At 71.0% G+C, this 15265-nt stretch carries 11 protein-coding genes; 4 read left to right on the top strand and 7 right to left on the bottom strand.

Annotation, left to right across the window (positions count from 1 at the left end; genetic code table 11):
• Together Actob_RS04355 and Actob_RS04350 are read right to left on the bottom strand one after the other, a co-directional pair.
• Complete coding sequence (locus tag Actob_RS04355) at positions 1-1119, bottom strand: mannose-1-phosphate guanylyltransferase (RefSeq protein WP_407653560.1); 1119 nt, start codon at positions 1117-1119, stop codon at positions 1-3.
• Positions 1120-1141: 22 nt separating this feature from the next.
• Positions 1142-2287: a glycosyltransferase family 4 protein gene (locus tag Actob_RS04350; RefSeq protein ID WP_284918757.1), complete on the bottom strand. Its 1146-nt coding sequence runs from the start codon at positions 2285-2287 to the stop codon at positions 1142-1144.
• Positions 2288-2491: 204 nt separating this feature from the next.
• Here Actob_RS04350 and Actob_RS04345 point away from each other — a divergent pair, with 204 nt between their 5' ends.
• Entirely contained in the window at positions 2492-3229 is a 738-nt protein-coding gene (locus tag Actob_RS04345) for a TIGR03089 family protein (RefSeq protein WP_284918755.1), read from the top strand.
• Here the strand turns inward: Actob_RS04345 and Actob_RS04340 are convergent.
• Complete coding sequence (locus Actob_RS04340; RefSeq protein WP_284922229.1) at positions 3226-5154, bottom strand: acetoacetate--CoA ligase; 1929 nt, start codon at positions 5152-5154, stop codon at positions 3226-3228. The genes Actob_RS04345 and Actob_RS04340 overlap by 4 nt on opposite strands.
• A 51-nt stretch (positions 5155-5205) precedes the next feature.
• Positions 5206-5715 (bottom strand): acyl-CoA thioesterase, encoded by a 510-nt coding sequence (locus Actob_RS04335; protein ID WP_284918754.1) that lies wholly within the window; start codon positions 5713-5715, stop codon positions 5206-5208.
• Positions 5716-5773: 58 nt separating this feature from the next.
• Here Actob_RS04335 and Actob_RS04330 point away from each other — a divergent pair, with 58 nt between their 5' ends.
• Positions 5774-6934 carry a hypothetical protein gene (locus tag Actob_RS04330; protein ID WP_284918753.1) on the top strand — a complete coding sequence of 387 codons (1161 nt, stop codon included), beginning with the start codon at positions 5774-5776 and terminating at the stop codon, positions 6932-6934.
• A gap of 1 nt (position 6935) precedes the next feature.
• On the opposite strand, the gene Actob_RS04325 is transcribed toward Actob_RS04330, so the two are convergent.
• Complete coding sequence (locus tag Actob_RS04325; protein WP_284918752.1) at positions 6936-8462, bottom strand: aminotransferase-like domain-containing protein; 1527 nt, start codon at positions 8460-8462, stop codon at positions 6936-6938.
• A 64-nt stretch (positions 8463-8526) separates the two neighbouring features.
• On the opposite strand from Actob_RS04325, the gene Actob_RS04320 reads away from it, so the two are divergent.
• The gene (locus Actob_RS04320) at positions 8527-9681 is read left to right on the top strand and encodes a trans-sulfuration enzyme family protein (RefSeq protein ID WP_284918750.1); all 1155 of its coding nucleotides are present in this window, start codon (positions 8527-8529) and stop codon (positions 9679-9681) included.
• Positions 9682-9831: 150 nt separating this feature from the next.
• The gene (locus Actob_RS04315; RefSeq protein ID WP_284918749.1) at positions 9832-10467 is read left to right on the top strand and encodes a nuclear transport factor 2 family protein; all 636 of its coding nucleotides are present in this window, start codon (positions 9832-9834) and stop codon (positions 10465-10467) included.
• 753 nt (positions 10468-11220) lie between these two features.
• On the opposite strand, the gene Actob_RS04310 is transcribed toward Actob_RS04315, so the two are convergent.
• Positions 11221-13392 carry a carbohydrate-binding protein gene (locus Actob_RS04310; RefSeq protein WP_284918747.1) on the bottom strand — a complete coding sequence of 724 codons (2172 nt, stop codon included), beginning with the start codon at positions 13390-13392 and terminating at the stop codon, positions 11221-11223.
• Entirely contained in the window at positions 13392-15239 is a 1848-nt protein-coding gene (locus Actob_RS04305; protein ID WP_284918746.1) for a ricin-type beta-trefoil lectin domain protein, read from the bottom strand. Before Actob_RS04305 ends, Actob_RS04310 begins: the two co-directional genes overlap by 1 nt.
• Positions 15240-15265: the final 26 nt, after the last annotated feature.

The raw sequence follows: 15265 nt of genomic DNA, 5'->3' as shown, positions 1-15265 counted from the left end.
TCAGATGTAGCCGTGCTGGCCGAGCTCCTTGAGCTGGTCGACCAGGCTCTTGACCTCCTGCGCACGGTCCCGCGGGCAGATCAGCACGGCGTCCGTGGTGTCCACGATGACCAGGTCGCGGACGCCCATCGCGGCCACCAGACGACCGGAACCGGGCACCACCACCAGGTTCTCCGCCTCGCGCAGCAGCACGGTGGGCCGCTCGGCGCCGGTGTCGTGGCCGACCACCACGTTGCCGGCCGGGTCGGCGGTGAGCACCTCACCGAGGGTGTGGAAGTCGCCGACGTCGTTCCAGCCGAAGTCGCCCGGGACGGTGCCGACCCGGCCGGCCCCGGCCGCGCCCTCCATCACCGCGTAGTCCACCGAGATGCGGGGCAGGGTCGGCCAGACCTCACCGAGCACCTCCTCCTGCTCGGCGGTGCCCCAGGCCGCGGCGATCCGGCGCACCCCGGCGGCCAGCTGCGGCTGCTGCCGGGCCAGCTCGGCGAGGAAGACGTCGGCCCGCCAGACGAACATGCCGGCGTTCCACAGGTAGTTGCCGGACTTCACGTAGCCCTCGGCCACCTCGTACGACGGCTTCTCCTTGAACTCCTCGACCTTCAGCGCCGGGCCGTCGCCGACAGCGCCACCGCACTGGAGATAGCCGTACCCGGTCTCCGGGCGGGTCGGGGTGATGCCCAGGGTCATCAGGAGCCCGGCCTTGGCGCCCGCCATCGCGCGGCGGATCACCCGGGCGAACTCCTCCTTGTCCGTGATCAGGTGGTCGGAGGCGAACGAGCCCATGATCGCCTCCGGGTCCCGGCGGGCGATCACCGCGGCGGCCAGCGCGATCGCGGCGCAGGAGTCGCGCGGCGACGGCTCGACCAGAACGTTCTCGTCGGGCATCGCGGTGAGTTGCCGGGAGACCGCCGCGGCATGCGCCACGCCGGTCACCACAAAGACCCGATCGGGTGAGGTCAACGTGTCCAACCGGTCCACCGTGGCCTGCAACAACGAGGCCTCGGTGCCGGTCAACGGGTGCAGAAACTTGGGATGACCGGCGCGGGACAGTGGCCACAGACGGGTTCCGGTACCGCCGGCCAGAACCACTCCGTACAGCACATCCTGTTCGTCGCTCATGCGCGTCGAGTTTAGTTGACGATCACACGACGACCCGGTTCCACGTGGCCACGTGTACCTCCGCGCTGGACGCCCAGGTGAACTCTTTCGCCCTGTCGAAGCCGGCCTTGGCCAACGCCTGCCGGCGCTGCTCGTCGTGCAGGAGATCGGCGAGGTCCACGGCGATCCGCTCCGGCGCCTCGGTGGTGTACGCCACCGCGTCGCCGCCCACCTCGGGAAGCGAGAGCCGGGGCGTGGTGAGCACCGGGGCACCGCAGGCCATCGCCTCCAGGATCGGCAGGCCGAAGCCCTCGCCGAAGGACGGGTAGCAGGCCACCAGCGCGCCGCCGAGGAAGCCCGGCAGGTCCGCGTAGCGCAGATAGCCGGGGCGCAGCAGGCGCAGGTGGGACGGCACCTCGGCGACCGCGCGGTCGATGTCGTCGTCGTGCCCCTGGCCACCGGCGATCACCAGCGCCGGCGGGTGCGGCCAGTCGGCCACCGCGCGGGCCCAGCCACGGATCAGGTTGGGCACGTTCTTCCGCGGCTCCTTGGCGCCGAGGAAGGCGACGTAGCCGGAGTCGCCGAGGCCGAGCCGGGCGCGGACCCGCGCCTTCTCCTCCTCGGTCGGCATGTGGAAGGCGGCCTGCTCGACACCGTGGTACGCCACGTCGATCTTGGTGGGGTCGGCGTCGAGCAGCCGGATCAGCTCGTCGCGGGTCGCCTTGCTGGGCACGATGACCCGGGCGGCGCGGCGCAGCGACGTCTTGATCGCGCTGCGGAAGAAGGTCCGCTTGGTGTTGTCGTAGTGCTCCGGCTCGGTGAAGAACGTCGCGTCGTGCACGGTCACCGTGACCGGGACGCTGGACCGCAGCGGGCAGGTGTAGAACGGCGAGTGCAGGACCTCCGCGCCGACCTGCTGGACCAGCAGCGGCAGGCCGGTCTGCTCCCAGGCGAGCCGGGCGGGCCGGTGCGCGATCGCGGCCGGGCCGGGCAACACCTCGGCATCCGGCAGCATCCGCCGGTAACGCTCCGCATCCGAACGCTGGGCGACCACGGCCAGGTCCACACGATCCGGGCCCAGCTGCCCGAGGGCGCCGAGCAATCCGTCGACATATCTGCCGACACCACCTCTGTCCGCGGGGACACTAGTGGCGTCGACCAGCACTCGCGGGGGGCGACCGGGGGTCACGAGGCATCTCCTTGGCGTCTCTGACGTACCGATGCTGCGATGGAACGTGGACACCATGGGTCTTCGGCATCCACCCCGAGCGTACGCCCGGAACGCTCCGGGAACGTGTCCGCGACGCCGGTGGTTGCCGGACGTTGCCGTAATCGATGCCGGAAAGACGCACCGACACGGTCACTGTGGGTGACCAGCCTAAGGTGAGAGGCGATGATGACCACGATCCCGCAGGCGCTCGCGAAGGCGGTCCGGCACGATCCGGCCGCACCGCTGCTCACCTGGTATGACGACGCCACCGGCGACCGCGCCGAGCTGTCCGGCGCGACACTCGACAACTGGGTGTCCAAGACGGCGAACCTGCTGGTCGACGGCGTCGGCCTGGGGCACGGCGACAGCGTCGCGCTGCTCCTGCCACCGCACTGGCAGACCGCCGCCATCCTGCTCGGCGTGTCGGCCGCCGGGCTCGCCGCCGACCTGGCCGACCTGGGTGGCGACCCGCAGCCGGTGGAGGCGCTGTTCACCACCCCGGACCGGGCCGGCCGCGCGGCCGCCTGGGCCACCACCGACCGGTACGCGACAGGCCTGCTCCCGCTCGCCATGCCGCTGCGCGAGCTGCCCGCCGGGTACGCCGACTTCGTCACCGAGGTGCGCAACCACGGTGACCACTTCCGCGGCGAGCAGGTCGGGCCGGCCGACCGGGCGTTCGCCGGCCCGATCGAGCTGAGCCATCAGGACGTGCTGGAGGCCGCCGAGGACCGGGCCGGCCAGCTCGGCTTCGGCGCCGGCGACCGGGTGCTGATCGACGTCGCGATCCACCCGGACCCGGTGGACTGGCTGCTCGCGCCGCTGGTGGCCGGGGCCTCCGCGGTGCTCTGCGCCAACCTGGACGAGACCAAGCTGGACGCCCGGGCCACCGCCGAGAAGGTCAGCCTGGTGCTGGGCGCCTAAGCACCGGACCGGGTGCGGGCCAGCTCGGCGAAAGCGGCCAGCGACTCCGGGTTGGCCAGCGCGCCCCGGGCGGCTGCCGCGTCCACGGGGGTGCCGGTGAGGATGCGTTTCACCGGCACCTCGAGCTTTTTCGCCGACAGCGTGCGGGGCACCGCGCGTACCGCATAGATCTTGTCCGGAACGTGCCGGGGCGACAGCGACCCGCGCAGCTCCCGGGCGATCCGCGCGCGCAGCGCGTCGTCGACCTCGACGCCCTCGGCCGGCACCACGAAGAGCAGCAGCTCACCGTTCGGGTCGCCGGCGGACTCCAGGTGCACCACCAGCGAGTCGACGATCTCCGGCAGGCTCTCCACCACTGAGTAGAACTCGGACGTGCCGAGCCGGACCCCGCCCCGGTTCAGGGTGGCGTCCGAGCGGCCGGTGATCACGCAGGAGCCGTCCTCGCCGATGGTGATCCAGTCGCCGTGCCGCCAGACGCCCGGGAAGACGTCGAAGTACGCCTCGCGGTAGCGCGAGCCGTCCGGATCGTTCCAGAAACCGACGGGCATGCTCGGCATCGGCGCGCTGATCACCAGCTCGCCCAGCTCGCCGATGACCGGCTTGCCGCTCGGGTCGAAGGCCTCCACCCGGGCGCCCAGGCTGCGGCCGGAGATCAGCCCGGCGCGGACCGGGAGCAGCGGCGCGCCGCCGACGAAGCCGGTGCACACGTCGGTGCCGCCGGAGAGCGAGAGCAGTTGCAGGTCGGTGCCGACCGCCTGGTAGACCCAGGCGAATCCCTCGACGGGCAGCGGCGCGCCGGTCGAGCCCAGCCCCTTCAAGCGCTTGCCCGGCGTGAGACCCGCCTTGCGGCAGGCCATCAGGAACGGCGCCGACGTACCGAAATAGGTGATCCCGGCGGTGTCGATCAGATCCCAGAGGGTGTCCAGCGAGGGCCAGCCCGGGTTGCCGTCGAAGAGCACTGTCGCCGCGCCGACGGCCGGCCCGCTGGCCAGGTAGTTCCACATCATCCAGCCGGTGGTGGTGAACCAGAAGAACCGGTCGGACGGGCCCAGGTCGTGGTGCAGCGCGAGGATCTTGAGGTGCTCCAGCAGGATGCCGCCGTGGCCGTGCACGATCGGTTTGGGCAGGCCCGTGGTGCCGGAGCTGTAGAGCACGTAGAGCGGGTGGTCGAAGGGCACCGGCTCGAAGGCGAGCTGGTCCGGCCCGGACAGCTCCGAGAAGTCGCCTCCGGTACCGAGGTATCCGATGGTGATCACGTGCTCCACCGACGGCAGCGCTTGCCGAATCGCCGCGACCTCGGCCTGGCGATCGACAGTTTTGTCGCCGTAGGTGTAGCCGTCGACAGCGACCAGCACCTTCGGCTCGATCTGGCTCCATCTGTCGATCACGCTGCGCGACCCGAACTCCGGCGCGCAGGACGAGAAGATCGCGCCGAGGCTGGCGGTGGCCAGCATCAGCACGTAGGTCTCCGGGATGTTCGGCGCGTAGGCGGCGACCCGGTCGCCCTTGCCGACCCCGCGGGCCTTCAGCCCGGCACGCACGCGCCGCACCTGCTCACGGAGCTGCCGCGCGGTGAGGGTGACCGGTTCGCGCGTTTGCGAGTACGCCAGGACGACCGGCTCGTCGTCGCCGATGCCGGGCATCCGCAGCACGTTCTCCGCATAGTTCAGCGTGGCGCCGGGGAACCACCGCGCGCCCGGCATCGAGGGGCTGCCCAGCACGGCGGTCGGCGGGTCGTGGGCGAGCACGCCGAAGTAGTCCCAGATGGAGCTCCAGAAACCGCCGAGGTCGGTGACCGACCACTCCCACAGCGCCGGATAGTCGGCGAAGGCCAGGCCGCGTTCCCGTTCCAGCCACGTCAGGTAGTCGCCGATCCGCGAGGTCTGCCGGGCGTCGGCCGGCGGCTCCCAGAGGACTGTGCCCATCGTCACCGTCATCCGCTCACCCTAACTTTTACTCAGCCCCGCGCGGACCGTTCACTGCTCGGCGCGGGCCCGCTGAATGGCGGCGCGGCGAGCGAGACGATGGTCACGGCGGATCAGCGCCTCCTTGAACCGGCGCTTGTCGTCCGGGTCGGTGAGCACCACCGGCGGGACCGAACGCGGTTTGCCGGCCACATCGACGGCCACGAACACCAGGTAGGCGGTGGCCACCGGGATCGGGGTGCCGCCGACCTCGTCCCAGCGCTCGGCGGCCAGCTTCACGCCGACCTCCATGGAGCTGTTGCCGGTCCAGTTGACCTGCGCGTACGCGTGCACCAGGTCGCCCACCCGGACCGGCTCGATGAAGACGATCTCGTCGATCGCGGCGGTGACGGCGGTGCCCCCGCTGTGCCGCGCCGCGGCGGCGCCGGCCACGTCGTCGACGAACTTCATCAATACCCCACCGTGCACGGTGCCGTAGAGATTGACGTCCACCGCGGTCATGATCTTACTGAGCGTGACCCGGCTGTCGGCGATCGGTCGACCTTGGTGCTGTTCGTCCATCCCGGCACCATACGGCGCACTTAGCGGTCGTTGCCGGGCCGAGGTAGCGTGCCGGATCATGCGTCACCTCCGGTCGATCCTGTACGCACTCGTGCTCGCCCCGGCCACCTGGGTTCTGGCCGGCGTCGGCTTCACCCACGACCTGGTCAGCCGCGGGCGGGACATGTTCACGGCCGAATCGGTGAGCGGCCTGCTGCTGCTGGTCATGGCCGGGATCCTCTTCGCGATCATGGCGTTCTCGCCGATCTCGCCGGCCGGGCCGACCCTCGCCGGTGCGGCGTACCTGGGCGTGACGTACTGGGCGTGGAACGCGCCGGAGTCCTACGCCGGCGCCTGGCCGCCGGACGTGGTCAAGGCCGATTTCGACCTGAGCCGGCCGGGCTACGGCTTGGCCGCGCTGCTCGCCGTGCCGCTGCTGTGCACCGCGCTGAGCGCTCGCCGGTGGGCCCGCTACGAGCCGCCGGTGCTGCCGATCATCGGCGAGATCGGCCGCTTCCGCGGATCGGCGAAGGTCGCCGGGGACACCGTGGCCGCCATCGAGACGACCGTCCTGCGGACCGCTCAGCCGGCACCGTCGCGCCACCCGTCCGGAGACGACAGAACCCAGATTTTGCGTACGCCGGTAGCGGACCCCACCGTGGCGATCCCGTCCGCGGCCACTCCGGCCCCGGCGAAGCCGTCGGTGCCGGTCACCGCTGCCGCCCAGGTGAAGCCGCCGGCGCCGGTCGCCATCCCCACCCCGGCGAAGCCGGCCGTGCCGGTCACCGCCGCCGCTCAGGTGAAGCCGCCGGCGCCGGTCGCCACTGCCGCCCCGGCCAAGCCCGTTGCCGCTGCCACCTCGGCGAAGGCCGCCGCGCCGTCGAATATCGCCGCAGAGGCCCCAAAAACTAATAAATCCGATATTACCGCCAATCCAACTATTGCGCCGGAAGCCGGAAAAATCCCCGCCAAGCCGTCCGCGGCCCTCCCGGCCGACGACGACAAGACCATCGCGATGCCTCTCGCGGCGACCACCCCGGCCGACGACAAGACCATCGCGATCGCCGCCCCGGCCGACAACGACAAGACGACCGTCCTGCCGGCGCAGCCCGCCGCCGGGGCCACCGACAAGCCGGAGCAGGCCGGCGACGAGGAGACCGCGGTCCTGTCCGCGGCCCTGGTCACCCCGCCCGCCAAGCAACCCGAGGTGGCCAAACTCCCGGCCGGCACCGAAGGCTGAGTCAGACCGCGATCGCCGGCAGCGGCGGCGGGCCGCCCGTCGTCCGCCCGGCGAACCCGCGCCACGCCTCGGCCATCGCCCGGACGCCCGCGCTCAGCGCCGCCGGCTCCGCCACGAACGGGATCCGCAACCGGTCCAGACTCCCACCGGACGGGTCGAGCGACCCGCCGGGCAGCACCGCGACCCCCTGCCGCAGCGCCGCCTGCGCATAGGACGCCGCGTCCGCGCCGGGCAGCCGCACCCAGAGGGTCTGCCCGCCCCCGGCCGGCTCGAACTCCCAGTCCGGCAGCTCCCGCCGCAGCTCGGCACAGAGGTGGTTGTGCCGTGCCCGGAGCAGCCCGGCCCGCTCGGCCACCAGCGCGTCCAGACCCGCGACCAGCTCCACCGCGGCGAGCTGGTCCAGCACCCCGCTGCCCAGGTCGAGCACCGCCTTGAGCCGGGCCAGCCGCCCGATCAGCGTCGGTTGCGCCCGCACCCAGCCGATCCGCAGCCCACCCCAGACCAGCTTGCTGAGTGAGCCCACGGTGATCAGCTCATCCGCCTCCGGCGCGAGCGCCGCCACCGGCGCGGACGCGCGGCGGGAAGGAGCCGCGCCGACAGCGGAACCCCCAGGGAGAGCCGGCGGGCCAGAAAACGGCACGGAGACGGCGGACTCGGCGGCGCGGGGCGCGAACGTCAGCTCCGCGAGCACGTCGTCCACCACCAGCGGCACCCGGGCGGCCGCCGCGGCGCCCACGATCCGCTCCAGCGAGCCCGCGGACAGGCTCTGCCCGGTCGGGTTGTGGCACCGGGCGATCAGATATGCCATCGCCGGTTTACGGGACAGCGCTTCGGCGTACCGGAAATCGTCTGTCGCAACCGGCAGCAATGCCGCCGCCGACTCGCGGAAGATCTCCAAAGCCCCGGGATAGGTCGGCGCCTGCAGCACCACCTCGGTCCCGGGCGCGATCAGCGCCCGGGCCAGCAGCGCCAGCCCTTGCTGGCCGCCCGTGGTGATCAGGATCTGCTCGGCGGTCGTCGGCACCCCGAGCAGCGTGTACCGCGCGGCCAGCGCGGCCCGCAACCGCGGATGCCCCGCCGGGTGATAGCCGAGATCCGGCCCACCCAGCCCGGCCAGCGCCGACCGGTAGGCGGCCAGCACGGCCGGTGGCGCCCCGGTCGGCCCGGCGCAGGCGAACTGCGCCACGTGGTCCGGCGGGTCCAGCAGATGCAGGAAGACCGGGTTCACCGTCGGCTCGGTGGCGCTCAGCGGCCCGGGCGCGGACCCGGCCACCCAGGTGCCGCTCCCCTGCCGCCGCACCAGCCGGCCCTCCTGACGCAGCAGGTCGTAGGCGGCCACCACGGTGGTCCGACCGGCGGAGAGGCCGGCGGCCAGCGCCCGGTCGGTCGGCAGCCCGGTGCCCGGCGGCAGCTCGCCGTCGTCGATCAGCGCCCGGAGCCGCCCGGCGAGCAGCAGGTAGAGCGGGCCGCGCCCGGCCGACCAGCGACCGAGTCGCGCGGCGAGGACGGCGGGCGAGATTGGACTCATCAGCGAACCAATATACCGGTATTGGCCCTGTACCCGGCCGGTCACCGTGCGCAGCATCAGAGGCATGCATCCCGACACCCGCATGGTCCACGTCATCGCACCGATCCCGGAGCACAGCACGCCTCTCGCGGTGCCGATCTATCAGACCTCGTCGTTCGCCTTCGCCGATCCGGAGCTGATGGCCGACGGCATGCACCGGCCGGACGGCGCCTACGTCTACTCCCGCTTCGCCAACCCGACCGTCCGTGCCCTGGAGACCGCCGTCGCCGACCTGGAGGGCGGGGCCGCCGCGATCGCCGCCTCCTCCGGCATGGGCGCGATCACCATGCTGCTGCACAGCCTGCTCGGCACCGGCGACCACGTGATCGCCCAGCACGGCGTCTACGGCGGCACCCACGCGCTGCTGCACGACCTGGTGGCCCGGCGCGGGGTGACCGTCACCCGGGTCGACGGCCGGGATCCGGAGGAGGTGCGGGCCGCCCTCACCCCGCGCACCAAGGTCCTCTACCTGGAGACCATCGCCAACCCCACCGGCCACGTCAGCGACCTGCCGGCCCTCGCCCCGGTGGCACGCGCCGCCGGAGTGCTGACCGTTGTCGACAACACGTTCGCCACCCCGGTCTTCTGCCGGCCGATCGAGCACGGCGCCGACGTCGTGGTGCACTCGGCCACCAAGTTCCTGAACGGCCACTCCGACGTCACCGGTGGCCTGCTCGTCTTCGCCGATCCGGAGCTGCACCAGCGCACCTGGGAGTACGCGGCCGAGTTCGGGGCGACCGCCGACCCGTTCGCGGCGTGGCTGACCATCCGCGGCCTGCAGACCCTGGCCTTGCGGATGGAACGGCACGCGGCCAACGTGACCCGGGTCGCCACCTGGCTCGCCGATCACCCCGCGGTCAGTTCGGTGAGCTGGACCGGCCCGGCGCCGGCCAAGCACGTCACCGGCTACCCGGGCGCGTTCTGCTTCGACCTGGCCGGTGGCTACGACGCCGGCGTACGCCTGCTGAGCCGGGTCCGGCTGATCCGGGCCGCCCCGTCGCTCGGCGGCACGCAGACGCTGATGCTGCACCCGGCCAGCACCTCGCACCGCCAGCTCACCCCGGAGGAGCTGCGCGCGGCGCGGATCACCCCGGGAACCGTCCGGATCGCCGTCGGCATCGAGCACCCGGACGATCTGATCACCGATCTCGAGCAGGCCCTCGACGTCGCGAGCCGTTAATACAGGTGTCGATCGGTAAATGGCTATTAACCGATGAGATCTTTTTTCGCAGGTCCAACGTGGATAGGGTGATCATCGCCTTTGGACTACGGGGGGTAACCAGAGTGCGACATACAGGGCCCCCTCCCCCTCGTTGGAAGGACCACTCCCTTGACTGAGACGCCGTTGTGGCTGCAGGGCCGCGATGCCGTAATTGAGGCCGCCGACCCGTCCGAGTTCCGGCACGGCACGCCCGACTACCACCTGTCGGCAGTCGTCATGCCCGGCCAGCGCACCACGCAGCACGCGCCCGGCTCGCTCGAAGCGATCGTCGAGTCGATCGTCCAGGTCTTCGAGATGGAGGTGTCGCACAAGAAGGACCCGAAGACCTGGGTCTCGATGGTGTCCGAGCACTTCCGCACCAACGTCAACGGCGGCGGCTGGGCGTCCGCGCAGGACATCGCCGACCAGGGCAGCTACAACGTGCTGGTCGGTGACAGCGTCTTCTACAAGCCGGAGTCGTTCGACGGCCAGCACGACGTCTTCCACGGCGCCTTCCCGAACGGCTTCTACTGGGAGGTGCTCGAGGTCCTCAGCCCGCCGCCGGTGGTCACCTTCAAGTGGCGGCACTGGGGCTCCTTCGACGGCGAGTACCACGGCTTCCAGCCGAACGGCAAGACGATCGAGATGTTCGGCATGAGCGTCGCCAAGGTCAACGACGACCTGAAGCTCCTCGAGGTCGAGCACTACTACGACCCGAACGCGTTCCTCGGCAAGCTGACCGGCGGCTGCCCGGTCGCGCACTGACCGATCTTCGTCCGGGTGCCGCTCCTTTCTTTCGGGGGCGGCACCTCGTTATGTGCACGCGCGTCCGCAAAGCCCCTAAGACGTTCTCTGCGACGTCCGGTTGATCAAGCGCCGCCAGCAGATCAAGGCGCAGGCTGCCGGTCCGTGGTGCTGCGCGGGTTCGCGTGATCACAGCGCCCCGACCCGGTTTCTGGCTTGCACGGCGCGGCCCGTCGTCCACCCGGACCCGCACCGGCCGAACCCCGGGCTGGCGCTCACGGCCCTATCGCGGGCCCGGACACCACCACCACGACCAGCCGACAACCTCGGGCTGGCACCCACAGCCCCATCGCGGGCCCGGACACCAACACCACAACCAGCCGACAACCTCGGGCTGGCACCCACAGCCCCATCGCGGGCCCGGACACCACCACCACGACCAGCCGGACGGTGCGGAGCGGGAGCTGGACATTGGTGGGTGGGCACGCACCCGAGGGCTGTGCGGGTTACTCAGCGCGGCGGGCGAAGGTGGCGGCTTCGCCGGCGAGGGCGCACAGGCCTGACGACAGCGGCAAGGATCGCGGCCACGACGCCCCGGCTATCGCTGGATTTCTGGGCCGACCCCGGTGTCCGACGCCGGCTATCGCTGGATTCCTGGGCCGACCCGATGTCCGAGGCCGCCGGCTATCGCTGGGTTTCTGGACCGACCCGATGTCCGACGCTGCCGAAGGCGAGCTTGTGGCACGCCTCCGGCAGGCCGGCGGCCGACCGCCCCTACTCGGTCAGCCGTAGGTAGTCCAGGTTGAACCCACCGGTTTCACAGTAAACCGTGAGCGCCTGATCACCATCAGCCAGCGAGACCGGCACCTCGACCGTTTGGTAGGACCCCCATCCCCCGGTGTCCGGAACCGAGACGAGGGACAGCACGGTCCCGGCCGCGTCCCGGATCGAGATCGCGCCGGTGGCCGCCGCCCCGGAACCGTTGGCCACCCGCAACTGCAGGCGGTGGCTCCCGCCCGGGACGTCGAACCGGTAGGACAACCAGTTGCCGGGCGCGGTCCAGCCGACGTTCTTACCACCGCTGGCGGCACCGTTGCTCTCGACGAAGTTGGCACCGCCCTCGGTCCAGCCGTGCTGCGCGGTGTAGGCCTCGGCCTCGACGATCGCGCCGACCGGGGCGCCGTGCGGCCGGGTGCTGACGTGCACTGTCGTCTCGGCGTGCGCCCGGCCGTCGGTCACCGCGACGGTGAACTCCTGCTCGCCGGCCACGGCCGGGCTCAGGGTGACCACGCCGGTGTCCGCGTCGACGCTCGCGCCGGCCGGCAGGTCGGTGGCGTAGAACGCCAGCCGGCCGTGACCGGAGCCGGTCGCGTGCAGCGGGATCCGCACCGTCGCGTACTGCTCCGCGACGACGTCCGGGACGCCGGCCAGGCGCGGGGCGCGGTGGTGTCGCGAGTCCGGGTGGCGGCTGGTCCAGCGATAGCTCGCGTACGCCCCGGCCGGCACCGTGCCGACGAACGACCGGTCCCCGATGATCACCCGGACGCTGGTGGCCGTGGCGTTCGCGTTGCCGAGCACCGCCACGTAGTCGTCGCCGTCCCGGAACACCGCGCTGCTCACCCCGTGGTCGGCCGCGCTGGACTCGACCCGGACGTGCCGCGGAGTGAGGTACTTGGCGAACTGGCCGAGCTGGTAGAGCTCGTCCCGTACGGAAAAAGTACCGGTGTTGGTGTCGACCTTGACGAGTCGATCGGGCCACTTGCTGGTCCGCGCGACCTCGTCCCAATCCACGTCGTTGTCCCGCGCGCCGGTCCAGTGCAGCGTGCCGCCGTCCTGGTCGGTGGTCTGCGCCCAGAGCACGTAACTGCTCGCGTCGAGCCGGAAGTAGGACAGCACGGTGGCCGGCGACAGGTCGCTGGTCTCGGTCATGTGCACCGGTTTGCCGGTCTGCCGGTAGGCGTCCCGCATCACCGTGGGGTCACCCCAGTACGGGTGGAAGGCGATCGCGTCGGCGGCCGCCGCGGCCTTCCGGTCGTCCAGGATCCGGTGGTAGTTCTTGGTGGCGGTGCTGTTCGGGTCGCGCCAGTCCCAGAAGTTGAAGTCGTGCACGTAGAGGTCGGTGCGCAGGCCGGCCCGGCGGAACTCCCGCTTGATCGCCACGGCGAGTCTCTGCTGCTGCTCGACACTGATGTCCATGGCCGGGTAGACCACGTCCATGCCGGGCTCGTTGAGCAGGGTGATCGCGTCGATCCGGATACCGTGCCGGGCGTACGCCTGAAGGTATTTGACGTAGTACCGCGCGAACACGTCGACGCAGTCGTCGCGCAGCTTGCCGGCCTGGTAGTAATCGGTAGTGCTGCCCGGCTTGAGGGCGACCTCGCCGAGGAACCTGTTGTTGGTCTTCATCCAGGCCGGCGCGCTCCACGCGGAGGCGAAGAAGGTGGCCCGCGGGTTGTGTTTCTGGATCAGCTTGACGGTGTCGACGATGTGCAGGTCGACGTCGCGCTGGATGGAGAAGTGCCGCAGTCCCCGGTCCGAGGTCTCGCCGGCCGGCAACTCGTCGTAGGACCAGAACGGCAGGTGCTCGATCAGGTCCGGGCTGCCGATGGTGAGCCGGAACCGGTCCAGCCCGGCCCCGCTCTCCGGATCGACCAGCAGCTTGACGGCGCGCTCCCGCTCGGCCGGGGTGAGTTTCCACAGGTTGGCGACGCTGGTCTCGTCGATCGAGAAGCCGATGCCGGCGTAGTGCTGCTCGGTGCGGCTGGGGTCGATCACCACGGTGGCCGCCGCCGGCTTGGCCGAACCGTCGAGACGAGCCGGCGACAGTGCCTGCCACCGCGCGGTTCCGGCGGAATAGGTGCCGGTGACCGTCGGCGCCTCACCATGGGCTGGCGCGGCGACGGTCGTGGCGGCCAACGCCGCCACGGCCAACGTCTTGAGCAGCATCAGTTGAACACCCACTTCTGGTTGGCGCCGGTGGTGCACGTCCACACCTGTAGACGGGTCCCGTCCGCCGACAGGTTGTCCTTCACGTCCAGGCATTTGCCGGAGTACTGGTTGACCAGGTGCTGGGACGCGCTGTCGTAGGCCCACTTCTGCGACGTCCCGGTGTGGCAGTCCCAGAGGTGCGCGAGCGTCCCGTCGGCGGTGCTCGGCCCGGCGATGTCCAGGCACTTGCCGAGCGACCGCAGCGTCCCGTCCGAGGACCGGGTCCACTGCTGCGCGGCCGAGCCGTTGCAGGTGTAGAGCTGCACCGCGGTGCCGTTGGCGGTGTTCGCCCCGGCCACGTCGACGCACTTGCCGGCCAGCCCGGTGATCGTGCCGGCCGGACTCGCGACCACGGCACCGGACCAGGTGAAGGTCGCCGTGGTCCGGGCCGGCAGGGTGTAGGTGAACGACTGGCCGCCCCAGTTGACCCGCACCGACTGGCTGGACGTCCCGCCGTTGTGCGCGATCAGCGCCTTCGAGCCGTCCGGGTTGCGCCAGGCCACGTTCGGCACCGCGCTGGTGGCGTTGGTGTCGATCCGGACCGCGCCCGGCCGCACGAACTTGGTCAGGTGTCCCATCGTGTAGTACTCGATGGTGTAGTCGACCTGGCCGGCCCGGGAGCCGCCGTTCTGCACGGTGACGAGGCCGGTGCAGGTGCCGCAGCCGCCGTTGTGCGGGCCCATGTTCTGGTCCACGCCGAGGCTCCACTTGACCACCGAACTACCCCAGTTCCGGGTGTAGTCGATGATGTTGTTCATGTCCTCGTTCTGCTGATTGCCGATCCAGGTGCCGCCGGAGTGCTCGGTCTCGAACTGTTTGACCGACGGGTACGCGTTGTGCACCTCACTGCCGGTCGAGGCGCTCCCGGAATAGCCGTGCCAGGCGATCCCGCCGAACGCCGAGTCGTTGCGGACCCCCGCGTCGGACAGGATCCCCGAGCCGAAGCCGGCGTAGTCGCCGTAGTTCCAGTCGTGGACCAGCACCCTGGTGTTCAGCCCGGCCGCGTGCAGCGCCGGATACACGTGGTTCTTGGTGAACTCCACCAGGCCGGACGGGTTCCAGCTCATCCCGGGGTAGTTCATCGCGGCCGGGTTCGAGGCCTGGCAGCAGTTCGGCTCGTTCTGCACCGACAGGTAGTTCACCGGAACCCCGGCGGCCTGGTAACTCTGCAGATACTTGACCAGATACTGCGCGTACGTGGGGTAGTACTCCCACTTCAGCCAGCCCATCTGGTCCATCCGGCCGTTGTCCTTCATCCAGCCCGGCGCGCTCCACGGCACGCCCATCACCCGCAGCGCCGGGTTGAGCTGTCTGGCCTGCTGGGTGAGGAGCCGCACGTCGGTGTCGTACCCGTTGGCGCCGAAGTCGTTCAGGTCGCAGCAGGTGTCGTCCAGCGAGACGTTGCCGGGACGCGAGAGATCGGAAGCCCCGATCGGATTGCGTACGAAGGACAGCCCGATCCCGTTCGCCGGGCTGAACAGCTTGGTCATCACCGCGTCCCGGGTGGCCGCGCTGACCGGTCCCCCGCGCAGCAGGTACGCGGTGGTGTCGGTGATCGACGCGCCGCCGCCCTCGAAGGTCTGATAGGTGCTGCCCTCGTTGACGTCGATGGTCGTTCCGGCGCTGCCACCGGCCGGCCCGAACGCGATCGCCGCCTGCTGCTGCAGGCCGCGGGTGACCGTGCGACCGGCACTGTCCGAGGTGGTGGTGAGGTAGACGTTGACGGTTTCCCCGGCGGCGTACGCGGCCGGGGCGTAGAGCACGCTTCCGGCCAGCACCGCGGTGACGAGCAGCGTCTTGCGCATGGTGCTCTCCCTCCTGAGTAACAGGA

Origin of the sequence: Actinoplanes oblitus (assembly GCF_030252345.1) — a bacterium.
Taxonomy (GTDB): domain Bacteria; phylum Actinomycetota; class Actinomycetes; order Mycobacteriales; family Micromonosporaceae; genus Actinoplanes; species Actinoplanes oblitus.
This window is presented reverse-complemented; position numbering and strand designations above follow the sequence as displayed.